The sequence below is a fragment of the Verrucosispora sp. TAA-831 genome, assembly GCF_050780145.1.
GTDB lineage: Bacteria > Actinomycetota > Actinomycetes > Mycobacteriales > Micromonosporaceae > Micromonospora.
The window spans coordinates 660692-684341 of record NZ_CP192240.1 but is presented as its reverse complement, the minus strand read 5'-3'; the positions used below and the strand labels follow the sequence as shown (position 1 = coordinate 684341).

General features: G+C 72.1%; 2 protein-coding genes (1 of these 2 only partly in view). Both read right to left on the bottom strand.

Going from position 1 to position 23650, the window contains the following annotated elements:
- Window positions 1-2112: a hypothetical protein gene (locus tag ACQVFL_RS03285; protein ID WP_431728662.1), complete on the bottom strand. Its 2112-nt coding sequence runs from the start codon at window positions 2110-2112 to the stop codon at window positions 1-3.
- A 64-nt stretch (window positions 2113-2176) separates the two neighbouring features.
- Window positions 2177-23650, bottom strand: the end of a protein-coding gene (locus ACQVFL_RS03280; RefSeq protein ID WP_431728661.1) for a hypothetical protein. It continues 26997 nt past the right edge of the window; only the last 21474 of its 48471 coding nucleotides appear in the window; its start codon lies off the right edge, out of view — the gene reads right to left on this strand; the stop codon is at window positions 2177-2179.

Here is a 23650-nt window from a genome sequence, read left to right as displayed (position 1 = left end):
TCATCTGTCCGGGTCGGGACAGGTCATGATCGCTGTCTGGATCTGCGCGAGGGGTTCCCGGTGCCCCTCGGACACCAACGGCACGAGCGCGTTGATCTTGCGGATCCAGTTCGGCCGGACCCCACCCGTGCTCGGCAGGTCGTCCTTGAACTCCCAGATGGCGGTCGTCACCTCCTCGGCCGACCGGTTGCCCTCGATCAGGTCGCCGATCGCGCCCAGGATCGCGTGGCTGGCCCGGTCGTCGAACGACACACCGGCGAGGTCGGCGAGCATCGGTGCCATCGCGCCGAGCTGCGCTGCGGAGCCGGCGGCACCGGCCGCGCCACCGGCACCGGCCGCACCCCGGGTGCCAGCCGCGCCGCCGGGCCGGGCCGGGCCGTCGAGGAGCAGAGGCTTGGTCAGGCTGAGCACCGCGTGGTAGCCAGCGAGCGACGGGACCCGGTTCACCGCATCGCGCAACTGGGAGTGCTGGTCGGGCAGGGCCGGTCCGGCGCGGTCCAGCCCGGACACGATGGCCTGCGGATCGGTCAGCGAGGCGGACAGGAACGACACCACCGGGACGGTCGGCGGCGTGAACGCGGGCGCCCGGCGCAGACCGGTGGCCGCCTCGATCAGGTCCACGCTGAGCGCGTCCTCGACGGGCGGCGCGGCCCGGCCGTCCCCGGCCGGGTTGCCACCCGGTCGCCGAACGGTCCAGGCACTGCCCAGGTTCAGCATCGGCATCCCGCCGCCGGAGGCGGACAGCCCGGGCGCCTCGTACACCAGCGGCGCGCCGTACTCGTCCAGCAACCGGGTGAGTTCCGGCGACGCGGAGGCGCGGGTGTAGACGACCGGCACCGGATCGTGACCGCCGGCCAGCACCGACTGACCCAGGTGCACGAAGAGGCGCCGGTTCAGCAGCGACACCTGCTCCGGGGAGGGCTTCCGACCGGGCCGTTCGGTGGCCAGCACGATGATCGGCTGGTCGAGGTACTCGGCCGCCTCCGCCAGTACGCCCAGGTGGGGCGTGGAGACCGCCGCCGCCGGGCCGATGATCTCCAGTACCCGGCCCGTGCCGTCGGCCGCCTGCCAGGTGTAGGGCGTCACCTCGTTGCGGGTGGTCTCCGCCCAGGAGGGGCCGATGGACACCGCGGCCGAGCTACCGGTCGAAGCCGCAGCGATCTGGATCAGTCGCTCCTCGACGCTCATCGGCTCCCCGGGGTACCGGGCGAGTCGGATCCGGCCGGATTCGGTGGCGGGCAGCAGCACCGACCCGTCCGGGCCGAGCAGCGAGAGGCTGCGGGCCTCATCGTTGACCGCCAGATGGATCGACTCGCCGTCCGGGCCGTCCACGACGACCACGGCGTGCGCGCCGGCACCGGCCTGGTCCATCCGGTAGGCCAGGTCGACGTACCCGGTCGGCTCGTCCACCCGCTCGGCGCCGGTCGCCGCGAGGGCGTCGTCGCCGGACCCGCCGAACCGCAGGCCGTGGGCACGCAGTGCCGCGCGGTACCGGTGGTTGGTCAGGGCAGCCGGCAGGCCGACCTCGACACCGTCGGCGGAGAAGACGATCCGCCCGGACAGGTACGGCTTCCCCGACAGCATCTCCAACGCCTCGGCGGGTACGTCCGCCCAGGGCGACGGCTCGCGATGTGACATCGGCGCCAGCCGCACCGTGACGCCGGTGCCGGGGGCGGTGATCCGGCCCTCGGCGTCCAGGTCGACGACGCGATGCGGGCCGTACGGCACCGGCTCGTCCGTCGTGCCGTCGCCGTGGAGCTGGGTGCGCAGCACCTGCGCCGGTAGTCGCAGGTCGTCGGCCCACTTCGCCAGAGCCGGCAGGTTCACCGGCCCGGCTGACTCCGGCCAGTGCACCGGAGTCAGATCGAGGTCTTCGGCCGACTGCCGGGCCAGCATGCGACGCAGCAGCTCCGAGTCCTCCTGCGGGAACAGCGGTGTGGCCAGCGGGCCGGAGAGCCTGGCAGCGGCAGCGGCCCACTGGAGGAACGGGTCGTCGGCCGTGGGGATCTCGTCGGTTACGACCGCCATCGCCCCGCCGGGCAGGAACACCGTACGTCCGTCGGCGCACAGCTCCGCCATCGGACGGGTGATCAGGGGAAGGTGGGTGACCACGCCACGGCTCCTCATCGTCTCCCCGTCACCGTGGCATCCCGGACGGGACGCGCGACAGTCCCCGTTATGGCCGCGGGGACGTCCCCGGCGGGCAGACGAAGAGCGATCGACTGAGCGCGGCCAACTGTTCGTCGTGCTCCGGCATGCGTGACCCCAGCGTGCGGAGGTACCGGCTCGCGTCCAGCTTGTGCGGTTCGAGAGCGACGACGAGGTCGACCGGCATGACGTGGAGGCCCGGCCGACCGTCGAGGATGGCACCCACCCGATCCAGCAACGCGACGGCTGCCCGTTCGACGCTCGTCGGGCCCGCGTCGTGGACCCGATCGGAGAGCATCCGGATCGTGGCCGTATCACCACCACCGATGGAGCGGACCAGCAGATTGGCGCGGGCTGCGGCATCCCCCGACCCGGGGGAACCGGACCGGGGAACGGAGGCGACGGTTCCCGCCGCGGCTGTCGGAGACACGGGACGCCGGGTCGGCGAGGCTGCCCGGAGGTCTACCAGCGTCGCGAGGTCCCCGCCACGCGCCGACCTCCCCAGTGCCTGTCGGGCGAAGGTGATGAGGTCGACCAGTTCGGGATAGGCGTCCGCATCGCGCCTGTCGGCATCACCTACCACGTCCGTGAGTGCCTCCAGATCGACGTGATTCGCCGTAAGGGCGAGACCGTTCGCCCGTACCCACAGTGTGGTCATCTCCACCAGCACGGGCTGGCGGGCGGTGGCAACGGGACGGAGAACCTGGGTGAGGCGGCTCACCCCGAACACGTCCTCCGCATTCGCCCGGTGCCCGAAGACGAAGATGATGTCATCGGCGAGGAAATCGATCTCCTCGGCGACATCACCCCGCGGCTGGATGAGAAGACGACTCAGCGAGCGGAGGTGTACCGGCCGGATCTCGCCGAGCATCGGCAGACGCCGCCGCAGCAGGTCGACGACCGCCCGCTGCAACGCGGAGGGCTGGTCCAGCGGCAGCCCCTGCGGCAGGACGGTGAACAACCGCGCCAGACCGACCAGGTCCGGCTCTCGGAGATACGTCCCGAAGACGGCCTGACTCAGCCGCTCCATTTGCAGGAATCGGCTCTTCACCTCGGTGGGCATCATGGGTTTGCGGAACGTCGCGACGACGTCGATGGCGACCCTCGCTCGGCTGGCCTCGGCCGCATTCAGGTCACCGACCAGAAGTCCCTGCGCCAACAGGACCGGCACGGCACGGCTGAGTCGCGAGATGTCTCCCGCCTTGAACTCGCCACCGAAGATCATCTCGGCTCTGGTCACGTGGTTGCGGAGAGCTGCCCGATTCCGTTTCGGCGAGTCGGTGGGGCTCATCAACGCCTCCAGTGCCGCCAGGTCGCCAAACGACAAGGTGACCGGAGGCGTACGCACACCGAGCAGACGACCGACCGAGTCCTCGACCTGGTCCCACGTGTACGGACGGTGATCGCGGCCCAGCACCAGCAGGAGTCGGCTCATCCGCACCAGGTCGTTCGTGGTGAACCTAGGCCCGAAGACGGGAGCGGTGAAGTAGGCGATGTCGTACAGCACCTGTTCCGCATCCGCGTCGCCGGGCGGATCGGCCTCCACCCCCAGGTTCCGGGCCAATTCCGTGATCCGGTGCGCGCCCCCGGCCACGTCCGCCAGCCGATCGGCAACCTGCCGGACCGGCACCCGCTCCGGTGCGGTGTTCGCCCCACGGAACCGGTCACTGGGCTGCGCCCGCCGCAGTGGCGGCCACAGTTGGTCGTCCGCTACCCGGACCCAGGCATTCGGGAACCACCGCTGGACCTTGTACGCGGCCGGTCCGGCCAGGTCTGCTCCGCGCACGTCCACCATGGTGATCCGCCGTCGTAGCGCCGGGTCCAGTCGCAGGTTCACGCTCTCCAGCAGGCCCATCGCCAGAACCGGTCGACGTTCCTCCGGGACCTGCGCCAACAACGGCGCGACCACCGACAGGGAGAGCCGGCCGGGTTGGTCCTGGAGGCCTTCCACCAACCGCAACGTGCCCTGCCAGATGCGTCGCAGGTCGGTCGCCTCTCGGCCCGCCTCCTCGGCCGAACGGTCCAGTGACGCCAGTTGACGGACGAGATCGCTCTCCACCTCGACGAGATCGACCGCGCTGAACAACTTCTGCACCGAGCGTTCGAGGACGATCCGCCGGTAGCCTCTACGCACCCTCCGTCGGAGCCACTCCTCGTCCTGCTCGACCTCGGCGCGGAACCATGGCCTGTAATGGCCGAAGCCCCGGCCCTCCCCGACCCGCAACGCCACGTGGGTCAGATGCCCTTCGTTGGTGTCGACCGTGGTGAACTCCGTGGTGATGCCAAGCGCCTCGGCCACTCCGATGATCCGGCCGGGATTCGGGCGAAGGACGTTGTCCAGCAGATCCCGCACCGTGAACCTTCCGCCCGGCATCCGGTCGTCCAGCAGGTTCCGCAACCCACCCGGGGGCACGTTCAGGTCCAGCTTGCCCCCGTAGTGCCGACGATAGTGGTCGGCGAACAGGCGTTGGATCCGTGCGGCGTTCGTCGCCAGGTACTGCCGCAACTCCTGTGGAAGCGCCATCAGCGCGGCATGGAACGTCTCCCGGGTGGACCACAGCAGCAGGTTCTTCGACATTTTCGTGACCTGATAGAACCTCGATGCGACGGCACCGACCCGCGTGTACTCGTGGGCCAGGTAACCCGCGAGGGTCGTGGCCAGGGAGGGCAGGTCCAGATCGGGGCGCAGGCCGCCGTTGAACTCCGTGGCGATCAGCCCGCCGAAATCCAGACCTTCGTCGATCAGGGCCAGCATGCTGACGGGCGTTTCGGGATGGTGCCGTCGTTGATAGTCGACGAGGTCCTGCAGGAAGCGGAACATGTCCTCGACCGGCAGACCGTAATTGTGCTGCGCATCCACGGCGTAGTGCCGGCCGGGAACGATCGACAGTTGCCGGAAGTAGGAGTCGACCGACCAGTCCGAGAATGCCTCGCCGAGCGTGGCGCGCCGCGATGCTCGCCGAATCGCGTCGGCAGTCGTCCGGGCCACGGAGTGCGGGTCTGCACCCACCTCCTCGTCGTCCAGCACGAGTGTCGCCGGTTCGACGATCTCCAGCAGCGTGCCCCACCGTCCGTCCGCGTCGAGACGGAAACCGTCCCTCGACGTCGCGATCCGTCGGGCGTTGCCAGGCGACGTGTCACCGGGCCACCTGAGCTCGGCCACCTCAAGTTCCTTGCCGCCCCGCCCGCCACGCAGCCGACCGAGGGCCTCCCACCGGCCGTTGCCCGACCACCGGTAGTCCCGGTCCGGCAGCCCGGTCTCAGGATCGAGGCCGTGCAGATCGCTCCCGTCGACCACCACCGGCACCGGCCGGAAGGTCGTGCCGCCCGGTCCCGTGTCGGCGACGAAGATGACGGCGGAGGTGTCCGGCGACTCCTCCGCTTGCGCCGCCATCCTGCGCCGGAGCCGGTCGGCCTCTCGGCGAGCTGCGGCGGCCAGCACGTTCGCGCCCGACGCGAGACGCGTCAGCTCGACCAGTGCGCGGTGCCGCGCGAGGGCCGGTGTCGCTGCCGTACCGGTCGCCGACGCCGCCGGGTCGTTCTTCTCGCTGCTGCCGACGGCACTCACCGCCCGGGGCGGCTGTACCTCGAAACCCAGGCGGAGTCGGTGGTCGAGTTCGTGGGCCCCGGCCCGCAGCACCGGGAACCAGATGGTGCCGAGGCCGACCGGCCGGAACACCACCGGCCCGTCGAACGCGTCCGGGTCGGCGGCCCGGAGTCGGTCGAGCAACACGGTCAACCAGGCCGCCCCACCGGGCACGCCCACCGCCGGCTCCTGCGGCCGGGGCCTGCCGTCCTCGTCCGCCGGGTAGCCGACCACCACCCCGTCCGGCGACGGCTCCTCGGCACCGACACCGCCGAGCGCCCACACCCGTCCCTCGGAAAAGGATCGCGCCGAGCCGATCCAGTCGTCGACGGTGCGGTAGATGTGCGCCACCCGCCGCGCCACCTCGTCTGCGTCGGCCGCGCCGGGGACCAGCTCCAGAGCCGTCACCAGCCAGTCCAGCGCCAACGGCTCGTCCGGTGCCGGTGCGGGCAGGCCCCACAGCCGGTGCACGAGGGCGGTGAGGCGGGCCGGCTCCACACCGCCGGTCGGCCCGTCCAACGCGAGTAGCCGCCCCGCTGCGGCCAACCGGGGCCAGCTCAACCCACCGATGCCGTACGCGAGCGCGGCGACGAACCCGGCGTCGAGCAGCGCCGAGGGACGGTCCGGGTCGACACCGACCGCTTCGGCCAGGTGCGACCAGGCCAGGCGGACCGCAGGTGGCTCGCTCGACGTGGTGCCCGCCTGGTCACCGATGGCGCGTACCAGGTCGGGCAGACCGAAGGCGATGCCACCGTCGTCACCGGGCCACTGGTAACGGCCCGGGTCGACCGCTCCGAACAGGGCCTCGACCAGGTCCGAGGTGTCCGCCGTCGGTGCGAGTCGATCGGGGAAGGCCGGTCGACCGGCCACTGCGTTCGCCACGCGCAGCGGGTGCGGGTGGACACTGTCGCCCCCGGTCAGGGCACGGCTGACCCGGCGGGCGAGCACCACCGCAGCCCAGGGTGCGGGCTCGTCCGTCGGTCCCGTCTCCAGGGTCAGCTCGTCGTCGAGCGTCAGCCACCAGTCGTTGTGGTCGGTGAGCAGGTGGTCGCCACTCCGGCTGGACGACAGGGTCAGGCCCGGACCGGGCCGCAACTCCGAGTACGCCGCCGCGCGGGACGGCCGGAACTCGAACTCGGTGGCCGTCGCACCGAGGCTGTCCCACCCGCCGGCACGCAGCGGACGGATCCACCCCGATCGCACCGGCACCTCGGCCAACGCATCGCGGCCCAACAGCAACGACCGGCTCCCGCCGAGTTGGTCGGCCAGTTCCACGGCCTGATCGGTCGCCAGCGGTGCCGCCGGCAGCACCTCCACCATCGCGTGTGCCCTGAAGTGATCGGGCAGCACGTCCAGCGCCGCGTGCACCGCCGATGCGGTGGCAGCCGCCCGGGCGTCCACCACCACCCGCAGGCGGCTCGGGTGCGCCGGGCGTTCCGGCAGGTCACCGAGGGCCTGGCGGTCGGGGCCGACGTAGAGGCCGTCGGGGCGGGCCAGCAGGCGCTGTCCGGGCGGTGCGGTGAGGTCCACGTCGGCCAGGTCCACCCGCCAGTCCCGGGCCGAGCCGAAGGCCGACGAGGTCAGCTCCAGCTCGTCCGCCTGCGTCTGGGCCAGTGACGCGAGGTGCAGGGCGGAGGCGGTCGTCGCGCGCTCCCAGATCTCCTCGCGGGCAGCACCGAGCCAGGCCAGCGTCCGGGGGCTGAAGCCGGGCGTCTCCGTCGCGTCGGCGAGCCGCCGGTCGGCGTCGCGGCCGTCGTGGAGGAGCTGCTCCCGGGCCGGCCGACGAACCGCGTCGCCCTGGTCGGGGTCGTACAGGTCCTGCCGGAGCGCCGTGGCCAGCCCGTGCCGAACGTCGTCGACGGGCAGCGGGTCGGTGCGGGCCGCGTCCAGCACCGCATCGTCGGTCACCCCCCGCGTGACCTGCTGCCAGTGGTCGTCGCCGGTGCCCGCGACCAGTCGGTACACGAGGAAGTGCTGCGCGGCGGCCAGCATCTCCCGCCGCAGCCCGACGAGCATCCGGTCCGGCTCGTCCAGGACCACCCGCACGGTCCAGGTGGGGCGGTCGAAGACCGCGCCGGGGACGCCGTCGGTGTCCGGTGGCAGCAGTTCGACCGAGGGCGGCGGCATCTGCTCGGTGGTCGCGAGGTGGTCGGCCAGTTCCCGCAGGACGTCCTCGGCGGCGGCGACCGTGATGTCGGTCGGATAGCCGTTGACCTGCGGGCCAGCCGCCAACCCGGCGCGGAGCAGCGTGTCGAAGTGGGTCCGGGCCAGGTCGTGGGAGGCCCGCTGCACCTCGGGAGCGGCCATCGGGAACCCGCTCGCCGGGTGCGGGTCGACCGAGGTTGGCGGTGCCGACGGCTGCCCGGCGGTCGGCACCTCGGTCAGCTCGGGGCCGATCCGCGTCGGATCGCCGCCGTCGGCCGGGTACCGCCAGAACGCCGCCAGATCATGCCGCAGCGTGTACTCGCCGGTCGGGTCGAACCCGACGTGCAGCGCCCGCAGCCGCCCCGGCTCGCTCTGCACCCAGCCGTCGCTGGCGTACACGTCCACGCCCAGGATGCGGCGGAGCGTGTCGGCGAGGCGGGTCGACCAGGAGTCCGTCGCGCAGTCGCAGATCGCCAGCGCCAGCGGCTGTCCCCGCCACCCCGGCGTCATCCGGACGATCTCGGCGAACCGGGCCACCGAGACGTGCCGGCCGTTGACGCGTACGCCTCGGGCGTCGCCGTGCACCGCGGCCACGAAGGCGCCGGGGATGGCCGACAGCGACTGCGGCACGGCCGCTTCCGGGCCGCTCGCCTCGGGTGACCAGTACCGCCCGCCGGGGAAGCCGACGCCCGCATCGGCGAACTCTGCACCGACGCCGTCGTGCCGCGCGGGCGTGGACGGGGCCGGCAGGTCGCCGTCGTCCGAGGCGCGCGACGTCTCGTCGACCGCCCACACGTCGCCGGACACCTGGTCACCGACCCGGTCCTTGCGGCTGCCGCGCGATGTCGCCGCGGAGTCCCCGGCCGTGCCCGGCGTGCTGCCCACCGCCGCCCAGGCCGCCGGGAGATCCGCCGCCCGCACCGGCCGGTCGCCTCGCGTGGTCTTGGCGTGCTCCACGGCTGCCAGCAGCCGCCTCAGCTCGTCGGGGGTGACCGTTGCCGAGTCGCCGGCGCGCAGCGCCCACACCGCAAGGTCGAAGCGGTTGCCCCACCGGACCGGAGACCGGTCCTCCTCCGACAGCGCGGCCGACAGCCGGCGCACCGACGCGACATGGGTGACGGTGGTCCGCGCGCCGAACAGTGCCCGCGCCCACACGCCCATCATGAGCAACGACTCCTGCTCGTCGCCGTCCGCCGGCAGGCCCTCGTTGAGTAGCCGGCCGAACCGCTTCCGCAGGCTGGTCCCGTGTCGCAGACCGGTCTGTTGCGCCAGCCAGCCCGGTTCGGCGTCCAACGGGGCGAGACCCGTCAGCCAGTCACGCAGTGTCTGCCGCCAGTTCTGCGCCAGTTCCAAGGCCGCCGGGTTGCCGGCCGGGTCGAACGCCCACACCTGGCGCCGGAGCCACCGCGCGTCCGCGTCGGTCCCGCCATGCGCGAGGATGGCCCGCGCCACCGCCCTGATCTCGGCGACGCTGCCCGTCCAGAGCGGGTCGTCGGCGAAGATCTCCCGCCGTACGGCGACGACGAGTTCATCCCGGTCAACCGGCGGTCGACCGATCTCCAGTGCCTGGACCAGGTGCACCAGTCCGGCCAGGTCCCCCTCCATCGGCTGCGGATCGTCCGACGAGCCGAACACGGACCAGACGGACCGGAGGGTGTCGCGCACGGCGACGACGCCGTCGTCGGCAGCCTGCGGGACCAACCGGGTCAACGCCTGAAGGTCGACGTCGGCCAGTCGGAGCGGCCCGTGGCCGGCCGGTGCCTCCAGGTAACGCACCAGATCGACGACGTCGTCCAGCCTGAGGTTCCATCGGCGGGGGCCGGCCAGGAGGCCGATCAGGCGTCCCAGTCCGACCATGTCGTCGGCGGTGGCCGTCCGGCCGAACAGGACGCTGGTGTCCCGGGCCAGCATGTGGAGCATCTCCACCGCTTCGTCGCGGAAGTGATGCAGGGTCCGGGCCAGCCAGCGCAGGTGTCGCGGCTGCACCTCGGAGATCCGCAGATGCTCGAAGACCAGCCGTCGCAACGGTGGGATCAGGGCGGCCGGATCGTCGAGTCTCGGCCGGTCCGGCAGCACGGAGACCAGCCGGGCCGTACCGACGAGGTCCGCCGCCTTGGCCTCGTCGTCGAAGAGCCGCGCGGAAAGTGCCCGCACCTCGCGCAGCAGGTCGACCGTCACCGGTTCGCGCTTGTCCAGGTCGGTGATGAGCGTGGCCGTCAGGGCGACGTCGGTTCCGCGAAGCTTTGCCGGGTCACCGCCGGTGACGGCGGCGACGGCCTGCCGCAGGTCGGTCTCCCCGACGAAGGTCCGCCCGGTGAAGACCTCGATGGTCCGCCCCAACCGGGCCAGGATGCCCTCGCGCGGCTCGGCGCCGTACACCCAGCGGGCCAGCGCCACCGCCGTACGGAGAAGTGCGTCCGCCGCCCGCCGGTCGCCGTCCGCTAGGACCTTCAGCAACCAGCGGACGTCCGGCACCGACAGGGTCACGGTCCATGGCTGGTCGGCGGAGAGCCGGCCGACCGCCGCTTCGAGGTCATCCCAGGTCACCACGCGACGCTCCGGGCGCAGCGCCGTCAGCAGCTCGGCGAGGCGCTCCAGGTCGGCCCGGTCGAACGTGGACCCGGACACCGCCGCGGTCAGGTACGCCAGATCGTGCAGCGCCTCCCGGGCGTCGGCGCCGGTGGTCGGGTCGTCGGTCAGTCCCAGACCGCGCGCGAACCCGGCCACCCGGTGTCGGTCCCCGGCCAGCTCGTCCAGGCGCCGGGCAACCTCGCGCACCGGCACCCGGACCGGCGCGCTGTTGGCACCAGCGAACCGGTCGCTGACCTGCGTCCAGGTGGGTGGGAACTGGACCGGCTCGTCGACGACGCGCAGTTCCGCCTTCGGGAACCACTGGTGGATCTTGGGCCACGACCGCTCGGGCAGTTCCAACGCGAGCAGGTCGACGATCCGGATCCCGCGACGCAGTGCGGGGTCGAGCCGCAGGTGCACGCTCTCCAGCACTGCCGTCGCCAGGTCGACGCGCCGCTGCGGCGGCACCCGGTCCAGCACGTCGCCGGCCGCCGAGAGGTCGAGCCGGTCCGGGTGTTCCAGCAACCCGGTCAGCAACCAGAGCGCGCCCTGCCAGACAGGGCCGGGCCCGGTGGGGCCGCTCGGGGCCGGTTCACCGGACGCCACCTGGCGTCGCAGGTCCGCCACCAGGTCGGCCAGGTCGACGGTGGGCGGAGCGGCCGACGCCGTACGCGCGAAGGCGACCTTCTGATATCCCCGGCGTACCCGCCGCCACAGCCATCGGCCGTCACGTTCGAGGATCGAGGAGAACATCGAGTGCGCCAGCCCGAAGTTACGCCCCTCGCCGACGCGCAGCCCGACATGGCGCAGGTGGCCCTCGTTGGAGTCGATCTCGTCGGTGTAGGTCCGGATGTTCAGCGCCTCGGCCGGGGTGATCACGCGGTCGGGGTTGGGGCGCACCACGTTGTCGAGCACCTGGCGCAGGGTGAACGACTTGCCCGGCACCGCGACGTCCAGCAGGTCTGCGCCGCGTCCGGCCTTCGCCAACTGGTCGGCGTGGTGGATCCGGTATCGCGCGACGAACTGCTCCTGCACCCACTCGGCGTGGGTGTGCAGGTAGCGCCGCAACTCGGCCGGGAGCGCGGCGAGCGCGGCCCGCCAGGTCTCCCGGGTGGCCCAGAGCAGCAGGTTCTTCGGCCGGTGTTCCTCGGTGTGGTACGCCGACGCGACCGCGCCCACCCGGGTGTACTCCTGCGCCAGGTAACCGGCCAGGGTGGTGGCGGGCGACGGCCGGGTCAGGTCCGGCTTCACGCCGCCGTTGAACGCGGTGGCGACCTGCTCACCGAAGACGAGGCCCTGCGTGGTCAGCGCGGCTGCCTTCGCGAACGCCTCGTTCCTGGCCTGGTCGCGGTAGTCGACCAGGTCCCCGAGGAACTCGTGCATGTCCTCGACCGGGAAGCCGTAGTTGTGTTGCACGTACGGCCGCCCGTTCAGCGGGCTGAGCTCTGTCTCCCGCATGTCCGGTTCGACGGCGTAGTCGGCGAAGACGGAACCGAGCCGGCCCGGCCAGTTGACCCGCCGGATGGCCTCGGCCGTGGCGGGCAGCACCCGGGCGGGATCGGCGCCGACCACCTCGTCGTCGAGCACGAGCAGTGGCGGCTCGACGACCTCCAGGATGCCTCCGGCGTCACCGTCGGCGTCCAGCCGGAGTCCGTGTGGTGAGCGGGCGATGTCCCGGCGGCCTCGCCCTCGGCCCGGGTCGGTGCGTTTGAGGAGAACCGGCAGCTCCAGCTCCCGGCCCCCCCGTCCGCCCCGCAGTCGCAGGATCGGCTCGGTGTGCGCGCGGGGTGGCTGCACCAGGAGGCCCTGCGACAGCCGGTGGTCGAGTGCGGCGGCCTGCCGACGCAGTTCCGGAAGCCACCGGGCGTCGATGCCGACCGGCCGGACCACCACCGGGCCGCCGAACAGGTCGGGATCGGCGGCGCGTGCCCGGTCGAGCAGGACCGCCAGCCAGCCCGCCGCAGCAGGCACACCGATCGCCGGGTCCAGGGGTCGTGGCCGACCGTCGTCGTGGGACGGGTAGGCGATCACCACCGCGTCCGACCACGGGTCCTCGGGGCCGGCATCGCCGACCGACCACACCCGACCGCCGAACAGGGGACGGGCCGAGTCGATCCAGGCGTCGACCGTCGCGTAGAGCTGCCGCCGGCGGTGGCCCAGCTCGGCGAGATCGGCGGCGCCCGGAGCCAGTTCGACGGCGACCACCAGCCAGTCCCGGGCCAGGGGTGCGGCCGGGTCCGGGTCGGAGAGCCCCCACAGCTCGTGCAACAGGGCGTTGAGCTGAGCCGGGCTGCGATACCAGGCGTCCGCCGGACCGGCGGAGAGCCCTCGGTCGAGGGCGACGAGCTGCCGGGCAGCGGTCAGCCGGGCCGAGGTCAGGCCGCCGATGCCGTACGTGAGCGCGGCCACGAAACCGACGTCGAGCAGCGCCAGCGGGTCGCCGGAGCCGATGCCGACGGATTCGGCCAGCCGCGCCCACGCCTCGCGGGCGGTGTCCGGCGGCGCATCCGGCGCGACACCGGCCAGGTCACCGAGCGCGTACACCAGGTCCGGCAGCGCGAACCCGAGATCGCCGGCAGCGCCGGACCAGGCGTAGCGTGCCGGGTCGACCGGGCCGAGCAGGTCCGGGCCGACGGCGTCCGGCGCGGACGACGTGGGCATCGGCGGCGGTGCGGCCACCTCGTCCGGCGTGCGCAGCGGCACCGGGTGGAGGTCGTCTCCCCCGGCCAGTGCCCACGCGACGCGGCGGGCCTGCGCCAGCGCCGCCCACGGGACCGGGCCGGGCACGGCGCCGTCCAGCGACAGCTCCTCGTCCAGGATCAGCCAGCGGTCGCGCTCACCGGCGAGCCGGTAGGTCCCGTCCGACCGACGGGGCAGGTGCAGGGACGGGCTGAGGCGCAGCGTCGACGGCGGTGCGGCGTCCCTCGGGCGGAACTCGAACTCGGTGGCCGTCGCGACGAGGCTGTCCCAACCTCCGGCGCGTAGCGGCCGGACCCGCTCCGACCGGGCCGGTACGCCGGTCACCGCGTCCCGGCCGAGCAGCAGGGACCGGCCGGAGCCGCCGAGCCGGTTCGCCAGCTTGATCGTCCTGGCGGTGTCCAGCGGTGCGGGCGGTAGCAGTTCCACCATCACCCGGTCCGCGAGGTGACCGGGCAGTGCCTGCACCGCCGCCCACACCTGCCGCCGTGCCCTGCGGAGCGACCCGGCGTCCCGGGCGTCCACCACCAGGCGCAGCCGCGACGGATGTGCCGGGCGGTCCGGTAGCTCACCCAGCCGCTGCATGTCAGGGCCGACGTACAGACCGCCGGGCCGGGGCAGCAGTAACTGGCCGGGCGGTGCGTCGAGGTCGGCGCCGAGCAGGTCCGTGCGCCAGTCCCGGGCCGAGCCGAGCTGCGACGCGACGAGTTCGAGCGCGTCGGCCCGGGTCTGCGTCAGGGAGCTGCGGTACGTCTCCACGGCGGACGTGTACCGCTGCCACGCCTCGTCTCGTGCCGCCGCCAGCCGCTGGCGTACCTGCGGACTGAACCCGGGAATGCGCTGGGCACGGTGGAGTCGCCGGTCGGCGTCGCGGGCGGCCCGGTGCAGTCGCTCCCGGACCGGTCGACGGACGGCGTCGCCGTACTCGGGGTGGTACAGATCCCGCCGGAGTGCGACGGCCAGGTTCCACCGGGTGTCCTCGGTGGACAACGGGTGTCGGCGGGCCGCGTCCAGAGCCTGCCGACCGACAGCGTCCCAGCCGGTCTGCTCGTCACCGATGCCCGCCGCAAGGCGGTGCGCCAGGAAGTGTTGTGCTGCCGCCAGGACCGCCCGCCGCAACTCCGTCAGCATGCGGTCCGGCTCGTCCACCACCACCCGCGCCGCCCAGGCGACCGGGTCGAGGCCGCCGGCCGTGCCGGGGTGCGGCACCAGCTCGACCGAGGGCGGCGGCATCTGCTCGGCAGCCGCGAGGTGGTCGGCAATTTCCTGGAGCGCCTCCTCGGCGGCGGACCTGGCCGCATCGGTGCCGCCCGGGTCGGACCGGTCGGGGATCGACACCGACCCGGCAGGTGCATCGGCCGCCCCCGCGACGGCCGTGCTCTGCCAGGCGCGGGTCAGCGCCTCGAAGTGGGTGCGGGCCAACTCGTGCGAGGCCCGCTGCGTCTCCGGGCTCTCCACGGCGAGCACACCCACCGGGTCCGGGTCGAGCGACCACGACAGCGCTGGGGAGGACTCGCCCGCTCCAACGGCGACCAGGTCCGACCCGACCCGCACCGGATCACCACCGTCGGCCGGGTACCGCCAGAACACCGCCAGGTCACGCCGCACCACGATCTCGTCGTCGACGACCGGGGCCGCTGCACCGGAGGGCGGCCCGTCGGTCGGCGCGAAGCCCACCCGGAACGCCCGCAGCCGCTCGTCGTCGGTCTCCACCCAGCCGTCGCTGGAGTACACGTCCACCCGCAGAATCCGCCGCAACCTGTCGGCGAACCGGGTGGACCAGGTGTCGGTGGCGCAGTCGCAGATCGCCAGCACCAGCGGCTGCCCCGACCATCCCGGCGTCCGACGCACCAACTCGGCGAACCCGGCCACCGAGACGTGCCGACCGTTGATCCGGACACCCCTGCGGTCGCCGTGCAGCGCGGCCACGAACGCACCCGCGATGACCGGCAACGACTCCGGCACCGCCGACTCCGGCCCACCCGCCTCCGGCGGCCAGTACCGACCGCCGGGGAAACGGACACCCGCGTCCGCGAACTCTCCACCGGCCGGTGCGTCCAGATCGACGACGGTCGGCGCGGACGGCAGGCCGCTGTCGTCGATCGATCGAGGTCCCGACTCGGCCGGCCAGACGTTGCCCGGCACCAGGCGCTCGACCTGGTGCTTGAGCGACAGCCGCAGGTTCCGCAGTTGCTTCGCGGACTCGTCGGTCTTCTTACGCAATCTCGGGTACTCATCGAGACGGTCATCCGCCTCGCCGGCCGCCACGCGTACCCGATCGATCGCCGTGAGCCAGGCCGTGGCGAGCGGCCCCAGCCCGGCAGCGTCGTCCGCCAGCCGCCCTGGCAGCTCCGGGAGGTCGACCCGCTCGGACAGCGACGTCAAGGCGGTGCCGAGACTCTCCCGCCGGAACATCTCGTCGTCGTCGGCCGCCTCCACCGCCGCCTGCCCGGGCGGCAGCTCGCCCGCGGCAATCGGCTCGGCAGTGAAATGGTCGAACATGTTGGCGGCCTGCTCCTCGCGGAACCACCGGTTGGCCGCGGATGCCTCTCGGAGGGCTTCGACGTACTCCTGGCGGGCCTCCTGGAACTTCTCGATCTGCGGCCGGTACCCCTTGTCGCGATGCTTCTTCCATTGCTCGATCACGCTCTCGACACCGCTGGGCAGTGGAGACTCTTCGTTCGTGCGGGCTGCCTCGACCGCATCGGAAAGCCGTTGCCATGCCTGCTGCTCGGTCTCGATCCGCTGCGTCAGCTCCTGCCCGGCGACGACCATCCGGTGCCAGGCGTCCTCTGCCTCCTGGGAGGCCCTGCGGTAGGTGGTGGCGGCCGTGTCGACCATCTCGATGGGCGGCGTCAACTTCGCGGCTACGGGCACCGTGATCAGGTGGGTGGTGAACGCCTCCCGCTCGCGCAGCCGGAACCAGAAGCCGTCGGGGACGACCACCTCGACGCCTTCGGCTCGCCCGTCGAGCGTCGCGACGAACCGGTACACGACGTCGGCCCGGTACTCGTAGGTGCGCCCGATGTCGCGGATGCTGCGGTAGCCGCCCGGTTCACCCTCGTCACCGACGGCGTCGTCCTCGGTGTTGGACGTCTCGTTCACCCCGGTGAGCGCGAACAGGTCCGTTTCGTTGATCTCGCCGTCGCGCTGGTTCCGATGGTCGAACGAGGTCTGGAAGAGCAGGTCCTGGATCCCGCTGTCCGCGTGCTGGTGATCGACGCCCGAGGGGGTGAGCGTCACCTTGCGCCGCTCGATCCGGACGACCTCGCCGGTGGACCCGGAAACCGAGTGCAGGCGCACGTTGCGCAGGTTGGCGAGAAGCCGCGCGTCCACGTCCCGCCACGTACCCTCCGTCGCGCTCCGGACCGAGAGCACCGACACCGTCGGCAGGGCCAACCCGGCCTGTTCGCCGTCCACGTCCGGCAGGCGGCCGGCAGAGTCCCGGTCGCTCGCGTCGTTGATCTGGAAGAAGGTGCTGCTCAGGACGGTTCGCGTGAAGAGGGATTTCAGGGTGGCGCTCGCGTCCGATCCGGCCACCTGGTAGGACGAGCCGATCCGGTCCATCGCCGTGAGGTCGCTGCCCGGCAGACCGGTGCTGCCGTTGACCATCATGGCGAGCAGGCGCTGCGCCGCGAGCCGCAGTGACACGGTGCCCCGGACCTGGCCGGGCCCGAAGAACGCGGGCAGGCGGACCGCGAGCGGGTCGTTCTTCCACCGCACCAGCCGGGCCGGCTCCACCTCCCAGGACGCCAACAAGCGGATCGTCGTCGGCCCCGGCGAGACGTCCGGCACCTCGCTGCCGCCCGGATGCGCCGGAGTGCTCATCGTCTCGGGTACCCGGACCAGCGGCCGTGTCGGCACACCGGAGATGATCTCGACGGTGCCGTCCCCGTACTCGACAACGGCCTCCGGTAGGAGGTTCACCGCGAATCGCACCGTCGGCCCGGTGGACGTCACCGTGGTGTGCACGCGCAGCAGGCGCGCCTGGTGACGGTACGTGGATCGGCCCCGAGCACCGCCCACCGCCGCCCCCGGCATCAGCGCGAAGACCGGGCCGTGCGAGGTGCCGTCGCCGGCCAGTCCCTGCACCATGCCCAGGTGGCGGCGGGAGACCGTGTCGTTCTCCTCCTGCCGGATGTGGGCGATGTGATGGTGCTCGATGCTGACGTCGTGTCGCAGGTCCCGGAAGACGGGTTCGCCCTTCTGACGCAGCCGCACGGACACCTCGACGACCCGCCGCCCGAGATAGGTCCGTCGGCGCAGCGCCAACGGGATCCCGTCTTCGAGCAGGTCGTCGAGGAAGGCGTTGACCCCGTCGGCGCGGACCCCGGCCAGCAGGTGCCGCAGACCACCGAGTACGTCGTCGGCGAGATCGTCGGGCAGCGCTCCGCTGATCTGCTCGGCGAGCCGATCGTGGAGCAACGCCCTCAGCTCGTCCAGGTCGATCTTGTCCTCAAGGACGTTGACCGTCATACCCTGCCCGATCCGCATCGGCTCGGGCGCCCGCCAGGCCCGCTCCCGCCCGAGTGGCGGCGGCAACAGCCCCGCCAGCAGCCGTGCCGTCGCCGGATCCTGGGGATCGATCAGCAGAGCCAGATCCTGGAGGTCCGACTCGGCGATGTAGACGTAGAGCGAGTCGGGGACCGTCGCCTGCCAGGCCGACGACCGCAGCAGCGGACCTCGCCGGTTGGGCAGCAACGCCAGCAGGTCCCGGGTGCCGGGCAGTTCGGTGAGCAGGTTGCCCCACCGCGCGGTGGCCAGGGCGAGGTACTGCAGATCGGCCTTCAGCACCAGGTAGCGACCGGTGTGCGACCGGTTGCGCTCCTGGGCGCCGGTGACCTCCTGGCGCATGGCCCGGATCCGCTCCCGGTCGTAGTAGTAGCTCCCGAACAGACGGCCGGCGAAGCGTCCGGCGGGATGGTCGGGAGTCCAGCCGGGTCCGGTCACCACGCCGCCGGTCCACTTGGTTCCCCTGCCTCGTGAGACGAACGCGCCGCTGGTGCCCCGGTAGTAGTCCTCCACGGACAGCGCGTCGATGTACTGCTCCAGCCGCCAGTTGACCGGTACGACCCGCGTCGCCACCCCGGCGTGCCAGTCGGCGTAGCTGCCGTCCCCGAGCAGACCGCCCAGTTGGAATCCGCCCGGCGCGGTGAGTGTGCTGAAGTGCCCCTTCTGCACCGACTCCTCAAGCGCGTCGTTGAGCGCCTCGTTGACCGGGGTTCCCGAGGTGGTCATGATCGGCGAACCGTTGCTGACGTCGCGTATCGCCAGTTCGGCGAGGGTCGTCAACACCCCCGGCTGCACGTCCATCGCGTCGATGTGGGTGGCGCGGGTCAGCAGTTGCGGGCGGGCGGTGTCCAACACCTCTCGGGCGTCCGCAGGGGCGATCTCGACCGGTGGGGTGTGCGTCGCCGCCGCGATCGTGACCGGCGTGACGCCGGGCTCGACACGCCAGGACAGGTCCGACGGTGTCCACAGACTCACCGTCCCCTGCGGTGGCTCGCCCCCGGTCAGCAGCCGTTCCGGCGGGCTCACCTGCATCCGCCAGCCGCTGTTGGCCCACGCCACGAGCGCCGAACGCCGCCACCGTGCCGGCCGTCGGTGGTGCAGCCAGAGCGCGTCGAAGTCGAGGTCGAAGTCGAACACCTCCACCCCGGTCGCCCGATTGGCCCAGCGGTACGTCAGCACCGGTGCGCCGAAACCGCCGGATCTGACCCGTGGCCAGCTCACCTTGCCGACCACACCGAACCGGCCACCGATCTCGGTGGCCAACGACTTCACCGCCACCGCGAGTTCGGGCCCGGTGGAGTACGCCTGCTCACGGGCGTGGGTGGAGCTCACCAGGTCGGTCAGGACCGCGACGTCCACCGGCTTGATCAGGCCGGTGCTCCCGGCGTGCCGCCGGTTGCTCAACGTCCCCTTCACCACGAGTTCGTAGTAGTCGGAGTGCAGCACGCCGAACTGCCGGAAGTTCATCCGCGTACCGCTGCCGATCAGCGGGGACAGGCCGCCGCTGATCGACGCAGTCCGCGCCAGGCCGGCTGCCAGCGTGCGGTAGTTCTGCACGATGTCGTAGACGTCCCTCAGGCGCCGGTCGGACGGCTGCACCGTCCGCCAACCGGGGAACAGTTCCTGTTTGCTCGATTCGAGTTCGCCGAGCAACCGGTCGTGCAGGTCACGCAGGCCGGTGAGGTCGGCCACCACCGAACTGCCGATCGTGGTCGGATGCTCCCGCGACAGGTACCTCGGCGGCTGGATCCGATCGCCGTTGGTGGGCGTACGGCCCACTCCCCTTCGTGCGCTGGACTTGCCCGGATAGCGGAACGTCAGATCGGTCACCCGCTGTGGGTTGACCACCCGGTCGGCGTCGGCCAACCGCCGGACCTCTTCCACCTGCATCCGGACGAGCAGGGTCACCACGGCGTGCTGGGCCGGCTGGTCACCCATCGGTTCGATGTCGAAGGTGACGTCGACCGCGTACAGCGCGGTCTGGCCGACGGTCTCGGCGAACTTCTGGCTCACCGCACCACTGCCGGCGGCACCGCCGCGAGTCCGTCGGAACGACTTGCCGAACAGCCACCGCAGACCGCCGGACACGGTGATTCCGAACCCCCGGTAACGCGATCCGGGTCCGGCGCCCACCGTTCCGCTGAGGCCGTCGATGACGCCGGTCTCGGCGGCCACCTCGATCGACCTGGCGAAGATGTGCCGCATCGCCACGTCGTCGTCCATCTCGGTGACGGAGAGCAACTGGGCGGCACCGAACTCCGCGCGTACCCGCTCCGCCGCGATGGGCTTGGCGTTCCGGTCGTCGGTCAGGACCGGGGCGTACTGGTAGGTGTCCACCATCTCGTGGATCGTGTTACCGACCTCGCCCCGGTCGGAGAAGTCGTACAGGGTGGCTCGGGCCGACCCGCCCACCCCGAGGGGCCGGCCCGCCGCCGCGGCCATCGCGTCGACCAACGTCGTCGTGTCGCCGACATCGTCGACGACGAACGCCCGCGGCAGTTCGCCCTGGAAGTCGATCGTCGGCGGAAGATCGCCGGCGGTCACCGGTTCCCGGGCGACCGGACGCTCGCTCGGCTGCGGGACCAGCCGACCCGAGGGCGTACGCCGCAGTTGCTTCAGGTCGATGCCCGACTGCTCATGGCTCTTCTTCCGGAACCGCATCCACCGGACCAGGCGCCTCGGCCGCGACTCGATCCTGCTCGAGCTGCTGGGCTGGCGGATGACCGACGACGCGGACGAGTCGGTGGAGCTGCGCCGGGAGATGGTCGGTGGTGACCTGTCACCGCTCGGTTCGCTGCCCCAGATGTCCTGTCGGAACTGTGGCGACGGGTGGCTCGACTCGGAGATGACGGAGTCGGCGAGCACCGATTCGGCGTCGTTCGACGACCTGACCGAATCGGACGCCGAGAAGGTGGTGGCTCGGGCCTTGCCCTTCACGTTCGCCGACGGACGCGTCATGTAGACCGGCACGTCGAGCAGCACCGACCCCGACAGCAGCCGGCTGTGCGGTTCACCGCGTACCGCCTGTCCCGCTTCGGCACCGGGGGCGATGCTGGTCACCGTCCATCTGCTGTCGGCGCGGAAGGCGGTGGCGGTGGTGCCGCTGCGCAGCATCCGGGTGTGCAGGACCCCTGCGGACCTGCTCATGGTGCTCGCCGGCTCGTTACGCGTGATCGCGACGTGCACGGCGACGAAACCAGCCGTCAGAGCACCGAACAGCGCCGAGAACGGTAGGTGGACGGTACGCGGACGGAGGAACTTCTTGAGGTACTTCTGCTTGCGCGCGGACAGGGTGGCGCTGTCCAGCCGCCGGGAGCTCGGTATTCCCGGGAACTTCTCCTCGACCAGGGCGTTGACCAGTTTCGAGCCGACGTGCAACTCGATCGGGATGCCGTCGCGGCGCATGAAGTACCGGTTGCCGTTGACGAGGAAGCCGCGGTACCGGTGTTCGAGGTCGTACCGCAGCCGCACCATGCCGGGGTCGTGGTCGGGGACGCCGTGCCCGACCGCTTCCTGGACCAGCGCCAACACCTGGGCGGCCTCGGCCGGGAGCAGGGTCGCGTCGGCCGGGCCGAGGAGCTGGCCCTCGACCAGGTGCCTCGGCAACTCCCAGCGGTCCGCGGCCCGGTCGACGGGCAGGGCGAGCGCCTCGTCGGCGGAGGGTGGCACCGCTTGTGCCGGAGCGGACCGGTACCGCTCCTGCCAGGCGCTCAGCACACGGTGCAGCCGCACCTTGTGCCCCGGCTGTTTGATCTCGTCGACCAGGTCCACGAGCGCGCGGAGGTCGTCGTTGGTGATCGGCCGGTCGGCGGACGCGCCCCGCCATCCACGCAGCAGGTCGGTCAGCAGCTCCGGACGCATCCGATCCTGCGCACCCGGGGTACGCCGCCACAACGGGTCACGTCGGACCGCGTCCACCAGGCGCCGTACCCGCCGCAACAACGTGGCCCGCCGCGCCTCGTCGCTCTCGACGAGTTCTCCCGGGTACAACGCCTCGGTGAGACCGACGATGTGGAACAGCCGTCGTCGGGCCCAGATCGGGATGTCCGGACGCCGGGCCCAGGGGCGCAACCGGGACATCTCCTGTCCCCACTGCGCGGTGCTCGATTGGTGGTACAGCCCGACCGCCTGCGCGGTCTCCCGCAACCAGGACCCGAAACCTCCGTCGACACCGGCCAACCGACTGAGCAGCTCCCACATCTGCCGGTGCCAGTCGGACAGTTCCGTCCCGAACCCGAACCATGAGGTCAGCTCCGCGTCGGCCACCGCCCGGTCCAGGTCGACGTCGAACCGGCCCAGGTCCGCGCGGAGCAGGGCCATCGCCTGCCCGGCGAGGGGCGCCCATTCGTCCTGGCCACCGAAGGCCAAATCCTGGCGTGCGCCCAGGCTCCGCCGTGCCCGCTCGATCCGGTCGCTGAGCTGCGACCATCGGCGACCGAACCGGCCGCTGTCCGCGCCGCCCAGGCGGGCCAGCCGGGCCCGTACCTCGTCCGTCGCCACCGGACGGTTCCGGAGTATGAGAGCGTCGAGCGATACAGCGAGTTGCGCCGGTCGGTCGCTCCAAAGCGCGTGGTACCGGTTGTCGTCGGTGCGCAGCAGGTACAGCATCGGACCGGACTCGCCCCACGCCGGATAGGACCGGAAGTGTCCGGGCTCGACCTCGTCGAAGGCCTGGAACCGGAACGCCCCGGTGCCGCCGAGGCCACGGACGGCGCCGTGCAGCCACTCGAAGATCTCCTGGTCCCAGTCCAGTCCGGCCGGGACCGCTTCGGTGAACCGCAGCAGTTGCGCGGACGTCGGTACCCGCCGTATGCCGGTGGCCACCACCAGCTCCCGCACTGCCCGCAACACGGCCGGCACGGACGACCCGCCCATGCCCGGTGACAGCGCCTCCGGCAGTCGGGGTGCGGCCCCCTCCCGCTGGTACTCGCCGTCGGCGGTCACCTCCCAGCCGTCTTCCGAGGGTGGCCCTGCCGTCGCCGGCAGCAGATCCTCGGCCGGTCCGGTCCAGGCCGGGGCGTAGCTGCCGTCGCGGGAGTCGTGGACCAGGTGGAACAGTGGACCGAGGTCGCCCCGGACCGGCTCACCGACGACGGTCTCGCCGTCGGTCACGAAGACCTGCGCGCGGAAGCCGAGTTCCTGCCCCATCACGGTGAGCAGAGCCGCGTCGGCGGGGTGCTCCGGCACCGTCCCGGCGGGCAGGACCTCCGCCTCGCTCAGGTGCTGCCACAGTCCCTCGGCGGTCGCCGGGTGTCCGTGCACGGTCATCAGTCGGGCCACCGCGTCGGCCAGTCCGATCGCGTCGGCGCGGTCGGCGGGGCTGACGTTCAGCCCGTCGGGCAGGCGAACGGCCCGCACGCCGGGCACCGGAGCGAATCCGCCGTCTCCGGATCTCGCCCACTCCCGCCTGCGCAGCGGGGCGATGCCGTTGTACGCCGACTCGTAGACGAAGATCAGCGGCCCGGAGTCGCCCTCGATCGGGTACGCCCGGTATCTGCCCTGGCCGACGTCCTCGAACGCCTGCAACCGGAACGGGACCGGTTCCGCGGACTGTGCCGCGCCCGCAGATCGTTTCGCCGCCCAGTGCAGAAGCCGGAAGATCCGCCGGGGCCAGGCGAGGTCCGCATAGAACGTCGACTTCTCCTCCAGTGCCGAGCGCGGTGGCAACCGCCGGGTGCCCATCACCTCCGTCAGCAACATCTCCACCGTGAACACGATCTGGTCGGCCCGACCGCTCACCCGGGTATCGAATGTCGACAGGCCCGGCGGGAGTTCGGCGGTGGTCGTCTCCTGGTAGCCGCCGGTCGACGTCACCGGCCATCCGCGCAGCCGGTGCAGCGTCTGCCCCGCCAGGTACGCGAACACCACCTCGCCGGAGTCGCCCTGCACCGGGTACGCCCGAACGTCGCCCGAATCCAGCCGTTCGAAGCCCTGAAGTCGGAACGGGACGCCGCCCGCATCGGCCGCCGCCGCCCGGAGCCAGGTGTACAA